The organism is Pseudomonas sp. LPB0260 (assembly GCF_013388395.1).
On record NZ_CP058247.1, the window covers coordinates 5754115 to 5769678 of the forward strand.

Genomic DNA, 15564 nt, shown 5'->3' on the forward strand with positions numbered 1-15564 from the left:
AGACTGTCGCAACAAGCGAGTCCTGCAGCGGAACAAGGCCGATAACAATCATGATCCATGTGATCGATTGAACGCTGGGCCCCCGTTGCGCGAACTACAGAGTGGCCAGGGCGATGCTGCCCATGACAGGCCGGATATACGAATGCAACCGCACTGACGACAGGCTTGAAAAGCGATTCCTCATCTACTTGTGGGGAGCGTCCATATACATTTGTTAGGGCTAGTACGGAGCATAGTTTTGAAGCTCCTTTATTCGCTGTTTGGCGCGCTCTTCTTTGCAGGCTAGATAGATGCTATTGCGAATAGTCCCTGATCTGTGCATTTCATATTGAGCAGCGCAATCCGCTTCCCTGAATGTAATCCATGCTCTTTGCGCGGTTAAAAGCTTGTTCCTGTATTCAGTGTAATTTTCGTATTCAGTGTCTTGCTGGGAAAGACTTGTCACCAATTTTTTATACGTTAAATTCAGCTCTTTCTCTGTGCTTTCGAAAGAGATAGATGCGCACTGTTCAATGTCAGGCGTTGAGAATGCATTGGCGCAGTCAATATTATTCTCAGGTTCTGCGTATGCCTCAATAGATAAGGCTAGTAGGCAGGCAGCAAGTGAGCGATGCATTGGATGCCCTAACGTTTGGTTAAGGGGCGGGCTTTAGCCCGTCCCAGTGAGCGCAGCGAGCGATTTGAACCACTAGTTAGGTGTCATATACTGATGAATAATGTTGGGGCGTACGCAGACCAATACAAAGCGATTGTGCCTAGTATGCTTGTAGAGATGGCGAATAGCGATATTGGTTTTGATGAGAGTTTAATTGCAAGTGCACCAAGCGCTAAACATATGACTGGCAACGCTGCCCACCACTGAATAGTTTCGAAAACAAATTATGAGTAAGGCGTTTGCTGAACACCAAAGCCTGACCAGAGATTAGTAAAATAATTGGCTGTCTCGGGCTGGAAAAAAAGCATAGATGAAGAATGATTGAGCAATTACAAATATGACTATGGTTACTGCGAGTACGAATTTCTTCACAATGATACCTAACGTTTGGTTAAGGGGTCGGCTTTAGCCGGTCCCAGTGAGCGTAGCGAACGATTTGAACCACTAGTTAGAAGCCAGAAATACCATTATCTCTGGTTTCAGATATTTTTTTGCAATGTCGTATGCGGTATTGCCTTGGGCATCCTTGGCGTCGCGATCTGCGCCGGCTTTAAGCAATACCTTTACTGTTTTGAGGTTTGCCCTGGCTGCCCATAGCAATGGAGTCATATTATTTGTATTTAATGCCGCTATGTCGTGGCGAGCGCCGACTGATAGTAAGAAACGAACCATGCTTGCTCGCCCCCAAGCAGCGGCTCCATGCAGCGGAGTTTCGCCAGCCGAATCAATATGATTCACATCGGCGCCTCTTCGAACTAAGCGACGAGCTCGGCGCAAATTTCCTGCCCAAGCAATGGCATGGAGCTCTGTTTCTGCTCCTCCATCGATAGCAATACCTGGTGCGAAATTTTTATTCATGGGTTCTAACGTTTGGTTAAGGGGCCGGCTTTAGCCGGTCCCAGTGAGCGCAGCGAACGGTTTGAATGCTGTAATGGACACTCCCCGCGCCACGGTTCTATACCCACAACGGTGGTGACTGTGCATTGGGAGAGGTGTGATGAAACGCATAGCAGTTGATCTGGCCAAGTCCGTTTACCAAGTTGCCGAGAGTGTCCGTGCCGGCGTGGTGAGTCAGCGCAGGCGGCTGAGTCGTGAGGCGTTCGGGCGATATATACAGGAGCAGGCTGAGGCGGTCGAGTGGCTGATGGAGGCCTGTGGCACGGCGCACTACTGGGGGCGGTTGATGCAGGCCCGTGGGCACCGGGTGATGCTGCTGCATCCACGCTATGTGCGATCGTACCGGCGGCGTAACAAGACCGACCGCAACGACTGTGAGGCGATGCTCGAAGCGGCGCGCTGTGCCGGCCTGCATCCGGTGCCGGTGAAGAGCCACGAGCAGCAGCAACTGCAGCAGTTGCACGGCCTGCGCGAGACCTGAAAGAAGAGCCGCACCCAGCGTATCAACCTGCTGCGTGGCATCCTGCGCGAAGCGGGTATCGAGGCGCCAGCCAGCACCGCGGCCTTCCTGCGCCGGGCCAACGAACTGATCGAGCGCCCGGAGCTGGCGCGCCTGCGCGGCCTGCTGCAGATCGTCCTGGGTGAGATCAATCTCTATCAGCAGTGCATGGCGGACTGCGAGCGGCAGCTGCAGCAATGGCATGCCGAGGATGAAATCGTGCGCAGGCTGGACGAGGTCAGCGGCATCGGCCTGCTCACCGCCAGCGCCCTGAAGACCGCGGTCGGCAATCCGCAGCGCTTCGCCAGCGGCCGCCAACTCAGTGCCTGGCTGGGCCTGACCCCACGCGAGTTCAGCAGCGGCAACCGGCGCAAGCTGGGCCATATCAGCTGCCAGGGCAACGTCTATGTGCGTACCTTGCTGGTCCACGGCTCCCGCGCCGCCTTGTTGGCGGCCCAGCGCTGCCTGGCCAACACGCCGGAACGACTGACCGCATTACAGCGCTGGGCCACGCAAACGGCGGCGCGCATCGGCCACAACAAAGCGGCGGTGGCGTTGGCCAACAAACTGGTACGAATCTGCTGGGCGGTGTGGTGCCACGAACGACGTTTCAGCGGCAACTGGCAGAGCGTAAGGCCCGCCTGACGGCGGGAGTAACCAGGAGGGAATGAGGGTTTTCGGGTGGTTGTGGTGAGACGCGAGACTGTCGGAACAGGCGAGTCCTGCAGCGGAACAAGGCCGATAACAATCATGATCCACGTGATCGATTGAACGCTGGGCCCCCGCTGTGCGAACTACAGAGTGGCCAGGGCGATGCTGCCCGCGAAAGGCCGGATATACGAATGCAACCGCACTGACGACAGGCTTGAAAAGCGATTCCTCATCTACTTGTGGGGAGCGTCCATATACCAATTGTTAGGCTGTTCAATGCCATGCATATAAAAGAAATATCTGTGTAGAGTGTTGTGGTGTGATTTTGTAGCAAGTCATAACAAGTTTTCCTCGCGATGTTGGTAGATGTAATTTGTCTTTACTTGTTCGCCAGGGGCATATGTAATTATAAGAACCTTCCAGTCATCGCCTTGTTGAAGTGACTGCTTGTGAAGTTTCTTAATGAGATCGCTTAGTAATGAGTGATTATAAGTTGTTTCTACGTCGGCTTTGTCTTTGCCATCTATTGTTAATACTAGCGCCATGACCATATAGCTTTCAAATACGTCAGACTCAAATTCTAATTTTTCATATGGCTGATTTATTCCGGCGGATATCAGTGAAAATAGTTCCTGTAATGTTTCAAATTGCTCTGATATCAAGGGCGTGCTCCATCAGGGCCTAACGTTTGGTTAAGGGGCGGGCTTTAGCCCGTCCCAGTGAGCGCAGCGAACGGTTTGAATGCTGTAATGGACACTCCCCGCGCCACGGTTCTATACCCACAACGGTGGTGACTGTGCATTGGGAGAGGTGTGATGAAACGCATAGCAGTTGATCTGGCCAAGTCCGTTTACCAAGTTGCCGAGAGTGTCCGTGCCGGCGTGGTGAGTCAGCGCAGGCGGCTGAGTCGTGAGGCGTTCGGGCGATATATACAGGAGCAGGCCGAGGCGGTCGAGTGGCTGATGGAGGCCTGTGGCACGGCGCACTACTGGGGGCGGTTGATGCAGGCCCGTGGGCACCGGGTGATGCTGCTGCATCCACGCTATGTGCGATCGTACCGGCGGCGTAACAAGACCGACCGCAACGACTGTGAGGCGATGCTCGAAGCGGCGCGCTGTGCCGGCCTGCATCCGGTGCCGGTGAAGAGCCACGAGCAGCAGCAACTGCAGCAGTTGCACGGCCTGCGCGAGACCTGGAAGAAGAGCCGCACCCAGCGCATCAACCTGCTGCGTGGCATCCTGCGCGAAGCGGGTATCGAGGCGCCAGCCAGCGCCGCGGCCTTCCTGCGCCGGGCCAACGAACTGATCGAGCGCCCGGAGCTGGAGCGCCTGCGCGGCCTGCTGCAGATCGTTCTGGGCGAGATCAATCTCTATCAGCAGTGCATGGCGGACTGCGAGCGGCAGCTTCAGCAATGGCATGCCGAGGATGAAATCGTGCGCAGGCTGGACGAGGTCAGCGGCATCGGCCTGCTCACCGCCAGCGCGCTGAAGACCGCGGTCGGCAATCCGCAGCGCTTCGCCAGCGGCCGCCAACTCAGTGCCTGGCTGGGCCTGACCCCACGCGAGTTCAGCAGCGGCAACCGGCGCAAGCTGGGCCATATCAGCTGCCAGGGCAACGTCTATGTGCGTACCTTGCTGGTCCACGGCTCCCGCGCCGCCTTGTTGGCGGCCCAGCGCTGCTAGGCCAATACGCCCGAGCGAATGACCGCGCTGCAGCGCTGGGCCACGCAAACGGCGGCGCGCATCGGCCACAACAAGGCGGCGGTGGCCTTGGCCAACAAACTGGTACGGATCTGCTGGGCGGTGTGGTGCCACGAACGACGTTTCAGTGGCGACTGGCAGAGCGCCAAGCCCGCCTGACGGCGGGGGTAATCAGGAGGGAATGAAGGGTTTCGGGTGGTTGTGGTGAGACGCGAGACTGTCGGAATAGGCGAGTCCTGCAGCGGAACAAGGCCGATAACAATCATGATCCACGTGATCGATTGAACGCTGGGCCCCCGCTGTGCGAACTACAGAGTGGCCAGGGCGATGCTGCCCATGACAGGCCGGATATACGAATGCAACCGCACTGACGACAGGCTTGAAAAGCGATTCCTCATCTACTTGTGGGGAGCGTCCATATACCACTTGTTAGGCTGTTGGGTTAGTAGCTCTGAAAAAAGACAACATAGCTTTAAGGAAAGAACGAGCTTCAGCGCCATTGATGAAATTATGCGAATGGGCCTCTGAATTCCAAAAGAGAAGAATATTTTCATCTGATCTTTCAAGGAGCTCGGATAGCTGAGTCTGGATGCGTGACATGGCTTCTTTGTCATGGCCGGTGAAAATATCTGACCAGATTTCCTCATCCGTACCGAAATCCAGATATGCATCTTGGTGATACCAGGACCCAATAGCATTTTTGAGAGTCGCGAACTCTCCAAGATGTGCGAGGTAACTGGGTTCTTTGTTCATAATGCCTAACGATTAAGCTAACCGGCAGGCAAAAGCGCAGCTTTTGACTGTCCAGCGAACGAAGTGAGCGAGGTTGAGCGCATTGTTGTGCATCAATGCTCCGTCCCGGCATATACCCACATTGGCTCCGTTTTACCTGCCCGGCTAAACCCAAGAGCTTTGTAAAAATCAATGGCGTCCCCGTCCGCGGTTAGCATTAGCTGATGAAAGCCTTTGTACTTGCTAAGCATGGCCTGCATCATTTTCTTACCGATACCCTGGCCTTGAAGATTGGGTTTCACCAGCATGTGTGGGAAGTAGACGACAAGATGGCCGTCTGAAATTGCGTTGCCAATACCGACTAGCTGGCCATTTAGTCGGGCTGTGACGAGGGCGTGTGAATTACGCAGCGCCGGCAGTAGCTGATCTGGTTTTTGGGCGGATGACCATTCGTTAGCGGAGTACAATGAAACTACTTCATCTTCCGCAATTGCGTCTTGCATTGATATGACGACTTCCATCGGGCTTCCTTGCTCTTGGTGCACAACGATTAAGCTAACGGGCGGCCAAAAGCGCAGCTTTTGGACGTCCAGCGAGTGAAACGAGCGGCGTTCAGCGCATTGTTAGCGGTTGCTCGGTGTATGGTAGGTAGTTTTCAAACTCCCACTCCATGTACTTGCATAATTGGTTGGCGGCATTTTCCCAACTATCAGCCGAAATTGCTGAGACAAGACCGCTGACCATTCTCTCGACTTCTGGCCATGAGAATTCTGGCATTAGCAAATAACTACGCCCCCATCGTGTTTCTGGCCATTTTTCCAAAAACTTAGGTGTGATAACTGTGAAAGTAAAGTAGTCAGCCCCTTCATGGCCCATGGTTCCTATGTCTGCGTGCATAAGTATCGCGCAGCAGTCTGGCTCTTCAGGGATGTTAGGTTTGCCGTACTCAAGGCTATATATTTTCTTTAGCTCGATGCGCATACATAACCGCTAACGATTAAGCTAAGGGGCGGGCTTTAGCCCGTCCCAGCGAACGAAGTGAGCGATTTGAGCGCATAGTTGTGCTACCACACCAGAGTAAGAAGTTCATTTGGTGCTGTGCTCATCGTAACGCCAAGTAGAAGCCATAATGCTCCTGTTGCTGATATGTGGAGGCCGCCTGTGCTTGAAGCTTCTAATTTTTTATGTGTTTCGCTGTCGGCTAGCTCTCTTAATAATGTTTCCTGACTAATTGCTTCAATCATGGATTTTTCTTGTTTATCTAAGCTGATTTCAGTCTCGTGGATACGCTTATATATATGATTGATATTTGTTTCAATTGCCGCTAAGCGATCTTCGATACTAGAGTTTTCGTCAATTGGTAAGGAGGTGCAGCCACGAGAGTTTCCTGTCATAGCCCTAAAAGTGGCATGACCGCTCCCAGAGTTGACTCTTCCTCCGTATGGCGGGAAGTTTTTGAGCCATTGGAGGCCTTTTGTTATAAGGCTTGGCTGGCCAAATAGTTCCCTCGTTTCTTTGATACCCCACGCGACAGTGAAGATTCCTAGTACTTGTAATATTAGCCCGGTGATCCGGATGGATTGCTCGTCGGGGTTAAGGTTTATGTACGCGACGGATAAAATGGCGACTGACAAGGCGCGCCAAAGATGGTTGGCTTGTTTTATCCATTTCCAAATAGCTTTGAGCCACGATAGTAATTTTTTCATACGTACGCATCTTTTCGATTGGGGGCACAACGTTTGGTTAAGGGGCGGGCTTTAGCCCGTCCCGAGTGAGCGAAGCGAACGACTTGAACCACTAGTTAGGTGATTGCAGACCATTCTGCCCAAGGGTAATGATAACTGTGGCTTTCGTGGACAAAGTATTTTTTGCCGCAGCTCAAACATTTGCAGTGAAATTCAGGTTCCCATGGAATGTCATTTTTCTTTTCAATTAGTATGTAGCCGCGAACCTGTTCTTCTTCTGGCAAGAACCTTTGAGCAGATTTGTATAGATTACATCTGCAGGTATTTGATTCTTTATGCTCTAATATTTTCAGTGCCAGTTTAGGTATTTCACGACTATCAGCGACTGATGGGCATTCTGGTGCTGGTAATTTTTCGACGGCAGTTCGTATAACGGCTATAGAGTCTAGTGGAATTTCATTAAGATCAATTGCATTTGCTTTAATTATGCACCACCCAGCAGACCATGCGAGGTGATTATCTCCTGAAGAGATATCTTTGAGGGTTTTCTCGATATCCATTCAATTACCTAACGATTAAGCTAAGGGGCGGGCTTTAGCCCGTCCCAGCGAACGAAGTGAGCGATTTAAGCGACTTGTTAGGCGCATGCACGGACGATCTGTAGTTGTATTGATGAGACACCCGAAATGGCCGAGTCGTTTGACCAAGCATCTAGTTCTTCATCGATATTCCCTGTTATTACCCATGCTCTGCCTACATTTTGGGCTATAGATAGTGTTTCAAATATTACTTCTGACCAATTATGGGCAGATATAGGTATAGCCCCAGCAATCAAAAAACCGCCCTTGTGATAGGGGGCGATAGTAAGTGTGCTTGGTTCTGACCCAATGCTAGAAAAATAGCGCTTAGCCACTTTTGCCGCAGCTTCTTTTGACGAACAGTCAGTAAATATTTTGTATGCTGCGTTCATTTTTCTTGTGTGCCTAACTAAAATTAGACGTCAAATGATGCGTTTAAACGCATCGTTTGACGGATAACGTTCTGGGGGGCGGGCCTGGAAGGCTCTGGCGTGCGCCTTGGGCGGCGGGCGCTTGGGCGCGGGGGTGTTATGCACCATCGGGACAATTCCATTTGCGAGGGGCCGAAGAGGCGTCGAGATTAGCGCGAGCCGGGGACGGGAAACAATAAGGGGCGGGTGTCGGCCGAGTCTTCTGGATGTCGGCTGCGCTGGCGATGGCCCTTGCGCGTCGCTGGGGATTGCCAGTGGGGCGTTCGCGTTCCTCCGGTGGAAAACGCTGCACGGTTTTCCACCCTACGCAATCGCGGGGGCTGGGTAGGGTGGACAAGCTTGGCTTGTCCACCGGCTGGTGCGCACGGCCGTGCAGGTCCGCTAGCCGTGGCCTGTCAGTTGGGTGGGCTAACCGCGTAGCGGCGTAACCCACCAGTGCGGCGGTCAGGCCGCCGGATGGCCGGCCTAAAGGCCAGGCGCCTAGAGGTCCTTAACCAGGCGCAGGGCGTCGTAGATGGCGGCGTGGGTGTTGCGCGCGGCCACCGCGTCGCCGATGCGGAACAGCTGGAACTCGCCGTCCGGGTTGTCGTCGCGGGTCTGCGGTTGGCCGACGATCAGGTCGGCGTACTCGACCGCGCCGAGGTTGCGCGAGAAGGGCTTGAGCTCGAAATACAGCTCGTCCATCGGCCGGGTGCCGTGGTTGACCACCACCTGGTCGACCCGGCGCTGCTTGCGCACACCGCCGTAGTCGCTGTCGATCTCGGCCAGCAGGCCTTCGCCGTCGCGCGCCACCGAAGCCAGGCGGTAGGTGACGGTGAAGGTGGTGTCGAGCTTCTGCAGCGAGCGCATGTAGGGCACCAGGTTCATCGCCATGACTTCCGGGGCGAAGGCGCGGTCGGGGGTCATGATCTCCAGCTTGGCGCCGCTCTGGGCGATGAACTCGGCGGCCTGCAGGGCGGCGTGGTCGCCGGCGTCGTCGAACAGCAGCACATTGCTGCCGGGTTTGACGTCGCCGGAGATGATGTCCCAGGCCGACACCACATGCTCGTTGCCCGCGCCGAGGATCTCGGTGTGGGGAAAGCCGCCGGTGGCGACGATGACCACGTCGGCGCGCTCGGCGCGGACGGTTTCGGCGTCGGCCCAGGTGTTGAAGCGGAACTCCACACCCAGCGCCTCGCACTGGCTCATGCGCCATTCGACGATGCTGAGCATCTCGCGCCGGCGCGGGCTTTGCGCGGTCAGGCGGATCTGCCCGCCGGGCTGGTTGGCGGCCTCCAGCACCAGCACCTGGTGGCCGCGCTCGCTGGCGACCCGCGCGGCTTCCAGGCCGGCCGGGCCGGCGCCGATGATCACCACCTTGCGCCGCGTCGCGGCCTTGGGGATGTCGTGGGGCATGCTGGTCTCGCGGCCGGTGGCGGCGTTGTGGATGCAGTAGGCCGCGCCGCCCTGGTAGATGCGGTCGAGGCAGTAGTTGGCGCCGACGCAGGGGCGGATGTCCTGCTCGCGACCCTCGATCAGCTTGCGCACCAGGTGCGGGTCGGTCATGTGCGCGCGGGTCATGCCGACCATGTCGACCTTGCCCGAGGCGATGGCGTGGCGCGCGGTGGCGATATCCGGAATCTTCGCCGCGTGGAAGGTGGGGAAGTCGGTGGCGGCGCGAATCTGCCCGGCGAAGTCCAGGTGCGGCGAGTTGGCCATGCCCTGGATCGGGATCACATCGGTCAGGCCCGGGTCGGTGTCGATGTGGCCGCGGATGATGTTGAGGAAATCGACCATGCCGCTTTCCTTCAGGCGGCGCGAGATGTCCAGGCCTTCCTCGGCGGCCAGGCCGCCGGGCAGCGCCTCGTCGGCGGTGTAGCGCACGCCGACGATGAACTCGTTGCCGACGCGCTGGCGCACGGCCTTGAGCACGTCGAAGGTGAAGCGCAGGCGGTTGTCCAGGGAGCCGCCGTAGGGGGCGTCCAGCTCGTTGGTCAGCGGCGACCAGAACTGGTCCATCAGGTGGCCGTAGGCCTGCAGCTCGATGCCGTCGAGGCCGGCGGCCTTCATCCGCTCCGCCGCATCGGCGTAGTCCTTGATGATGCGCTCGATGTCCCAGTCTTCCAGCTTCTTGGGAAAGGCGCGGTGCGCCGCCTCGCGGTTGTGCGAGGGCGAGACCACCGGCAGCCAGTCGCCCTTGTCCCAGCGGGTGCGGCGACCCAGGTGGGTCAGCTGGATCATCACCGCGGCGCCATGTTCGTGGCACTCGTCGGCCAGGTCCTTCATCCAGCCGACCACCTCGTCCTTGTAGGCGAGGATGTTGTTGAACACCGGCGGGCTGTCGCGCGACACCGCCGCCGAGCCGGCGGTCATGGTCAGGGCGACGCCGGCCTTGGCCCGTTCCACGTGGTAGGCGCGGTACAGCGCCTTGGGCATGCCGTCCTCGGGGTAGGCCGGCTCGTGGGAGGTGGTGATGATGCGGTTGCGCAGGGTCAGGTGCTTGAGCTGGTAGGGCTGGAGAAGCGGGTCGTTGGACATGGTCTGGGCTCCACGCAGAGAAGAAACTCGGGTCGGCGTTCGGGGTTAATGTACATGAGTGTCTATTTAATGATCCTCTGTGTACATTTGCGCGGGCCGCCGATGTCGCTCTCGACTATCTGGTGTCGCTCGCGGTGGTGCTGATGATCGGTAAAAGGCAGGTTTCAGCCTTCTGACTGCCCATTGTTGGAATATCCAGGCAGTGGCAGGAGGCGGCTTAAATGTACATGGATGTCTCTTTTATCAACGTTAGTGGACATTGCGCTTGTGCCGCGGGGGAGCGGCCGCTAGCATCGGCCCATGAGCACACCGACGAAATCCCCCGAAAGCGGCTGGCGCGGTTCGGCCGAGGGCTGGCTGCAGGCGGCCTATGACAGCCTGGTCGAGTCCGGCGTCGAGGCCGTGCGCATCCAGCCGCTGGCGAAGAAACTGAACCTGTCGCGCACCAGCTTCTACTGGTTCTTCAAGGACCGCGATGAGCTGCTGGCCGCGCTGATCGAGCGCTGGCGGGCGAAGAACACCGGCAACCTGGTCGGCCAGGCGGAGGCCTATGCCGAAAGCATCGCCGAGGCCATCCTCAACGTCTTCGACTGCTGGCTGACCCCGGCCCTGTTCGATTCCCAGTTCGAGTTCGCCGTGCGCAGCTGGGCGTTGCAGGAGCCCAGGGTGGCCGAGGAGGTCGATGTCGCCGACAAGGCGCGCCTGGCCGCCCTGAGCGGGATGTTCGAGCGCTTCGGCTTCGACGGCATGAGCGCCGACGTGCGGGCCCGTTCGACCTACCTGACGCAGATCGGCTACATCAGCATGAACACCCACGAGGATGCCCTGACGCGCATGCAGCGCATTCCCGAGTACGTGAAGATCTTCACCGGCCAGCCGCCGCAGCCCCGCGAGCTGGAGCGCTTCTATGCCCGCCACGGCTATGCGGTGCAGGCACCGACCCTGGTGGCCCTGGCGGCGAAGGGCCCGCTGCACACCTAAGCGCCATGGTGGGCAAGCCTTCGGCGTTGCCCACCCTACGGGGGCGCAGAAACCTAGGGTGGATGGTCGTAGCCAGCCATCATGGTGGGCAAGCCTTCGGCGTTGCCCACCCTACGGGAACGCAGAAACCTAGGGTGGATGGCTGTAGCCATTCACCACGTCGGGCAAGCCTCCGGCGTTGCCCACCCTACGGGGGCGCAGATACGTAGGGTGGATGGCCGTAGCCATCCACCTGGGAGGGGCAGGCCCCTGGCGTTGCCCTTGCTTGAATGAACGGCCTTGCGCCGTAGGGGAGGAGAAATGGCACAGGCAATCACGCTCGGCATCATCGGTGGCGGCGGCTGGCTGGGACGCGCCATCGGCGGCGCCCTGCTCGAAAAGGGCGTGCTGGCGCCGGCCGGGCTGATCCTCTCCAGTCGCAGCGGGCGGGTCGAGGGCTTCGCGGCCTGGCCCGACGTTCGGCTGACCCAGGACAACCGCCAGCTGGCGCAACTGGCCGAGATCATCGTGCTGTCGGTGCGGCCCGAGCAGTTCGCCGATGTGCAAGTCGAGGCCGCCGACAAGCTGGTCATCTCCTTCATGGCCGGGGTCTCGGTCGACACCCTGATCGCCCGCACCGGCAGCCGGCGCATCATCCGCGCCATGCCCAATGCCGCCGCGGAGATTGGCCAGTGCTACACCCCCTGGTTCGCCACGGCGCAGGTCACGGCGGCCGACAAGGCCTTCACCCAGGCGATGTTCGAGGCTTGCGGTAGCGCCGACGAAGTGGCCAGCGAAGCCGATCTCGATTACCTGACCGGGCTGGTCGGCTCGGGCGCGGCCTATCCGGCGCTGCTGGCCGAGGCCATGCTCGCCCACGCCCTGGCCAGGGGCTTGCCGCGCCAGGTGGCCGAGAACGCGGTGCGTGGCGTGGTGGTCGGCGCAAGCCAGTTGCTCGGCCGCGCTGGCATGTCGCCGGCGCAGATGGTCCAGGCCATGCTCGACTACCGCGGCACCACCGCCGCCGGCCTGCAGGCCATGGGTGACGCCGGCTTCCGGCAGGCCGTCGGGGCCGGTCTGGAGGCGGCCGAAGCGGCTGCCCAACGGATGAAGAACCGCTATGCGCAAGACTCGCGCTGAGTAGCCGGATCGGCGCGGCGGCGCCTTAGTTCGCGAGCATCCTGCTACCGGCCTCCTGCCCCTGGCCTGTTTGCTGGGCGACACTCCTCACTGCTGTGACAACTCCAAAAAGGCCGCACCGCGGCCGGCTCCATCGCGAACCTTTGCGCTGCCCGGCCCTCTTGCCGAAAAGGTCGGACTGAGTTCGTGCGGCAATCTCCCTCGCCGGGTTGTTCAGGGCGAATCCGCCTAGCAGCGGGGCCGGGCGCATAGAGCCGCAGATATGGCGTGGGCGCATTATTTGCTCCGTATTAGAACGACGCCTTCAGCATAAGTTTTCCTACTGCTTAGCAGAAAAAATTTGAATTTTCTTCTGGCCCAATGTTGAACAGTATGCAGTCAGCGCTAAGCAGGAAATCAACCAGACGACAGACCAAGAACAATACGAGGGTGCATTCATGTCCAATTTCATCAAGCAACTGCCAAAAGTTTACGTGCTGGATAATGGTCGCATGAAGATGGATAAGAACTTCATGATCAGCATGCATAATCCGGCCACTATCGACGAGCCGAACAAGCCTGCCGAGATGATCGAATTTCCCATCTATACCGTGTTCATCGACCATCCCGACGGCAAGGTATTGTTTGATACCGCCTGCAACCCCAATAGCATGGGTGAGAACGGCCGGTGGCCGAAAGAAATCCAGAACATGTTTCACTACACCGCGATGGTCAACGGTCAGGACTGTCACTTGCACAGTCGTCTGGAAGAAATTGGCGTAGACCCTCGCGAGGTTGACTATGTCGTGGTTTCCCACTTGCATCTCGATCACTCTGGTTGTTTGGAGTTGTTCACCAACGCGAAGATCATCGTTCATCAGAATGAATTCAACGCTGCCCTTTCCAACTACGCCCAGAACAGAAGTGCCGAAGGGTTCATCTGGGATGATGTCGATGCGTGGATCAAGAATGATCTGACCTGGAAAGTGGTCAAGGAGGCAGACGGCGACCTGGACTTGCTCGATGGCGTTCGGGTGTTGAACTTCGGCGGTGGACACTCGTATGGCATGCTCGGCCTGCATATCGACCTGCCCGGTCATGGTCGGCTGATACTTGCATCAGATGCCGTCTACTCCGCAGAAAACTACAGCAACCCAAGTCGACTGCCCGCGACCATCTACGACTCGCTGGGTTACATGAGAACCGTGGAGAAGATCCAAAAGCTCTCCAAGCAGACAAATTCAGACGTCTGGTTCGGGCATGACAGCGAGCAGTTCAACTCCCTGAGAAAATCAACTGACGGCTATTACGAGTAAGGGGCAGGTCGTGAGCAATATCATGTTTGTCGAGACATTTCGAATCAAGGTGTACGTGATCGAAGAGTACCTGGAAAAAGTATTGGGCGGGATTGCCAGTACAACCAGCCTGAAATACGGGAACTATGATGGGGTGTCCTGGTGCTCTCAGCCCGGTATAGAAAGGTGCACGCCACGTTCGGGCTCCAATACCTATGGCGGCGAGATTGACCAACCCTTCTCCATTGCCTCGACCAAGATCGAGTTTTCGATCCCTCGAGACAAGACGCTCCTGTCGAAAGTGGTCGAAAGTATTTTCGAGCATCACCCATGGGACGAGCCGGTCATCTGCATCACCGAGTCTATAGATACGCGTAAAAACGGCGTTGTTTGACCTCTACCCGGTCCCCGCTAGATCTCAAACTCTCCGGGCCAGAGAGCCGGTAACGTGGCTCTCTGGGCACCTGTCCGCCGACTCGGCAGACGCCTTGTGGCGCTGTTAACGCGCGTCGATGAGCCGCTTAAACCTGATGCGAACTGCAATATCTGCAGTCGGACTGGCCGCCCCGGAACTAATTATTCGAAGAATAAGTTCGACATTCTTCAGCGAGGTCATCATGAAAGGCAAGATTGCAGTAATGAAACAGCCTGGACAGATCGAGTTCCAGGAATATGAAATCCCAGCCCCCAAGCCCGGATCTATTATCACCAAGGTTCTATGCAGTAATGTCTGCGGTTCGGAGCTGCATATATGGTGCGGCCATCACCCCAAGAAGAGTGGCGGACTGGGCCACGAAACGGTGGGCCTGGTGCAGCAGATCGGCGAGGGCGTGCTGACCGATAATGCCGGGGCACCTATCAAAGTAGGCGACCGTATTGCCGCCACCTACTTCATCGCTTGCCAGCGCTGCCCTTCCTGTTTGTCGGGCAAACTCAACCTTTGCGAAAACGCCTACAGCTTCTGGGCCAAGCAACCTGAAGAAGCGCCGCATTTCCATACGACCTTCTCGACCCACTATTACATCCATCCCGGGCAGTTCTTCTACAAGGTGCCGGACAACGTGCCGGACAAGTTGGCCGCAGGGGCGAATTGTGCGCTGTCGCAAGTCTATTACGGCATCGAGCTGTCGGAAATCACGGTTCAGGACAGCCTGGTGATTCAGGGCGCCGGTGGCCTGGGGATTTATGCAATAGCTTTGGCCAAGAGCAAGGGGGTGACCGTCATCGTCATTGATGCTGACAAGAATCGCCTCGAATTGGCCAGGGAGTTCGGCGCTGACCATGTTCTGAACATGCGCGAGTATCCGACGAAAGAGGAGCGCGTGCATGCGGTGAAGGCGCTCACCAATGGCCGTGGTGCCAATGTATGCCTCGAGGTGGCGGGTGTTCCAGAGGCTTTTGCCGAAGGCCTGGAACTGGTCCGGGCCGGCGGGAAGTTCGTCACCATGGGCAACGTCACTCCGGGGAAGACCATTGCCATCGACCCCGGCTACATCACCCGGAATCAAATCACGGTCATTCCGGTCATGCGTTACCAGCCTGTGTACCTGTACAAGGCGCTGAAGTTCCTGAGTGAGAACATCGACAGGCTGCCCTTCCACAAAATACTGGACACCGAGTACGCGCTGGAGGACGTCGAGCTGGCGCTTTCCGATTCCATGTCGCGCAAAGTCACCCGGGCATCGATCGTCATGAAATAACCCACGGAACACATTCGCCTGCCCCGGGCGCCAGTTGCCTGCCGACATGGGCGAAGTAGGACGCCTGTATCCAGGCGTCCCTGCCGTTCGACCGGACTCGCGGCGATCTGGCCTGCGCAACTGCCCCATGCGGTGATCGATATGC

Annotated in this window: 14 protein-coding genes and 2 pseudogenes; 7 read left to right on the top strand and 9 right to left on the bottom strand. The window is 57.5% G+C overall.

The window, feature by feature from the left end:
* Positions 1-220 precede the first annotated feature (220 nt).
* Both LPB260_RS29520 and LPB260_RS25790 read right to left on the bottom strand, forming a co-directional pair.
* On the bottom strand, positions 221-616 hold the full coding sequence (locus LPB260_RS29520; RefSeq protein ID WP_208708734.1) for a lysozyme inhibitor LprI family protein: 396 nt from the start codon (positions 614-616) through the stop codon (positions 221-223).
* 483 nt (positions 617-1099) lie between these two features.
* Positions 1100-1513 (bottom strand): ankyrin repeat domain-containing protein, encoded by a 414-nt coding sequence (locus tag LPB260_RS25790; protein ID WP_208708735.1) that lies wholly within the window; start codon positions 1511-1513, stop codon positions 1100-1102.
* A gap of 139 nt (positions 1514-1652) precedes the next feature.
* On the opposite strand from LPB260_RS25790, the pseudogene LPB260_RS25795 reads away from it, so the two are divergent.
* A pseudogene (locus LPB260_RS25795) lies at positions 1653-2696 on the top strand (IS110 family transposase).
* A 341-nt stretch (positions 2697-3037) separates the two neighbouring features.
* Here the strand turns inward: LPB260_RS25795 and LPB260_RS25800 are convergent.
* Positions 3038-3364 carry a hypothetical protein gene (locus LPB260_RS25800; RefSeq protein ID WP_208708736.1) on the bottom strand — a complete coding sequence of 109 codons (327 nt, stop codon included), beginning with the start codon at positions 3362-3364 and terminating at the stop codon, positions 3038-3040.
* 153 nt (positions 3365-3517) lie between these two features.
* On the opposite strand from LPB260_RS25800, the pseudogene LPB260_RS25805 reads away from it, so the two are divergent.
* Positions 3518-4561 (top strand): annotated as a pseudogene (locus LPB260_RS25805) (IS110 family transposase).
* Between the two features lie 270 nt (positions 4562-4831).
* Here the strand turns inward: LPB260_RS25805 and LPB260_RS25810 are convergent.
* The 6 genes from LPB260_RS25810 to LPB260_RS25835 all read right to left on the bottom strand — a co-directional run bounded on the left by LPB260_RS25810 (position 4832) and on the right by LPB260_RS25835 (position 10345).
* Positions 4832-5155 (bottom strand): contact-dependent growth inhibition system immunity protein, encoded by a 324-nt coding sequence (locus LPB260_RS25810; RefSeq protein WP_208708737.1) that lies wholly within the window; start codon positions 5153-5155, stop codon positions 4832-4834.
* A 92-nt stretch (positions 5156-5247) separates the two neighbouring features.
* Positions 5248-5655: a GNAT family N-acetyltransferase gene (locus tag LPB260_RS25815; protein ID WP_208708738.1), complete on the bottom strand. Its 408-nt coding sequence runs from the start codon at positions 5653-5655 to the stop codon at positions 5248-5250.
* 91 nt (positions 5656-5746) lie between these two features.
* A complete protein-coding gene (locus tag LPB260_RS25820) occupies positions 5747-6115 on the bottom strand; it encodes an Imm8 family immunity protein (protein WP_208708739.1) in 369 nt (122 codons plus the stop codon).
* Between the two features lie 83 nt (positions 6116-6198).
* Entirely contained in the window at positions 6199-6840 is a 642-nt protein-coding gene (locus LPB260_RS25825) for a hypothetical protein (RefSeq protein WP_208708740.1), read from the bottom strand.
* A 95-nt stretch (positions 6841-6935) separates the two neighbouring features.
* Positions 6936-7379 (bottom strand): hypothetical protein, encoded by a 444-nt coding sequence (locus LPB260_RS25830; RefSeq protein WP_208708741.1) that lies wholly within the window; start codon positions 7377-7379, stop codon positions 6936-6938.
* A 929-nt stretch (positions 7380-8308) separates the two neighbouring features.
* Entirely contained in the window at positions 8309-10345 is a 2037-nt protein-coding gene (locus tag LPB260_RS25835; RefSeq protein ID WP_208708742.1) for an NADH:flavin oxidoreductase, read from the bottom strand.
* A 300-nt stretch (positions 10346-10645) separates the two neighbouring features.
* On the opposite strand from LPB260_RS25835, the gene LPB260_RS25840 reads away from it, so the two are divergent.
* From LPB260_RS25840 to LPB260_RS25860, 5 genes are all read left to right on the top strand, one after another.
* Positions 10646-11326: a TetR/AcrR family transcriptional regulator gene (locus LPB260_RS25840; protein WP_208708743.1), complete on the top strand. Its 681-nt coding sequence runs from the start codon at positions 10646-10648 to the stop codon at positions 11324-11326.
* A 300-nt stretch (positions 11327-11626) separates the two neighbouring features.
* Positions 11627-12445 carry a pyrroline-5-carboxylate reductase gene (locus tag LPB260_RS25845; protein ID WP_208708744.1) on the top strand — a complete coding sequence of 273 codons (819 nt, stop codon included), beginning with the start codon at positions 11627-11629 and terminating at the stop codon, positions 12443-12445.
* Positions 12446-12882: 437 nt separating this feature from the next.
* Positions 12883-13740: an N-acyl homoserine lactonase family protein gene (locus LPB260_RS25850; protein ID WP_208708745.1), complete on the top strand. Its 858-nt coding sequence runs from the start codon at positions 12883-12885 to the stop codon at positions 13738-13740.
* A gap of 10 nt (positions 13741-13750) precedes the next feature.
* Positions 13751-14113 (top strand): hypothetical protein, encoded by a 363-nt coding sequence (locus LPB260_RS25855; protein ID WP_208708746.1) that lies wholly within the window; start codon positions 13751-13753, stop codon positions 14111-14113.
* A 223-nt stretch (positions 14114-14336) separates the two neighbouring features.
* Complete coding sequence (locus LPB260_RS25860; protein ID WP_208708747.1) at positions 14337-15419, top strand: zinc-binding dehydrogenase; 1083 nt, start codon at positions 14337-14339, stop codon at positions 15417-15419.
* Positions 15420-15564 lie beyond the last annotated feature (145 nt).

Coding starts and splice junctions, on each gene's coding strand:
- LPB260_RS25840 (WP_208708743.1), top strand. CDS start 10,646: ATGAGCACACCGACGAAATCCCCCGAAAGCGGCTGGCGCGGTTCGGCC.
- LPB260_RS25845 (WP_208708744.1), top strand. CDS start 11,627: ATGGCACAGGCAATCACGCTCGGCATCATCGGTGGCGGCGGCTGGCTG.
- LPB260_RS25835 (WP_208708742.1), bottom strand. CDS start 10,345: ATGTCCAACGACCCGCTTCTCCAGCCCTACCAGCTCAAGCACCTGACC.
- LPB260_RS29520 (WP_208708734.1), bottom strand. CDS start 616: ATGCATCGCTCACTTGCTGCCTGCCTACTAGCCTTATCTATTGAGGCA.
- LPB260_RS25790 (WP_208708735.1), bottom strand. CDS start 1,513: ATGAATAAAAATTTCGCACCAGGTATTGCTATCGATGGAGGAGCAGAA.
- LPB260_RS25815 (WP_208708738.1), bottom strand. CDS start 5,655: ATGGAAGTCGTCATATCAATGCAAGACGCAATTGCGGAAGATGAAGTA.
- LPB260_RS25830 (WP_208708741.1), bottom strand. CDS start 7,379: ATGGATATCGAGAAAACCCTCAAAGATATCTCTTCAGGAGATAATCAC.
- LPB260_RS25860 (WP_208708747.1), top strand. CDS start 14,337: ATGAAAGGCAAGATTGCAGTAATGAAACAGCCTGGACAGATCGAGTTC.
- LPB260_RS25810 (WP_208708737.1), bottom strand. CDS start 5,155: ATGAACAAAGAACCCAGTTACCTCGCACATCTTGGAGAGTTCGCGACT.
- LPB260_RS25820 (WP_208708739.1), bottom strand. CDS start 6,115: ATGCGCATCGAGCTAAAGAAAATATATAGCCTTGAGTACGGCAAACCT.
- LPB260_RS25850 (WP_208708745.1), top strand. CDS start 12,883: ATGTCCAATTTCATCAAGCAACTGCCAAAAGTTTACGTGCTGGATAAT.
- LPB260_RS25825 (WP_208708740.1), bottom strand. CDS start 6,840: ATGAAAAAATTACTATCGTGGCTCAAAGCTATTTGGAAATGGATAAAA.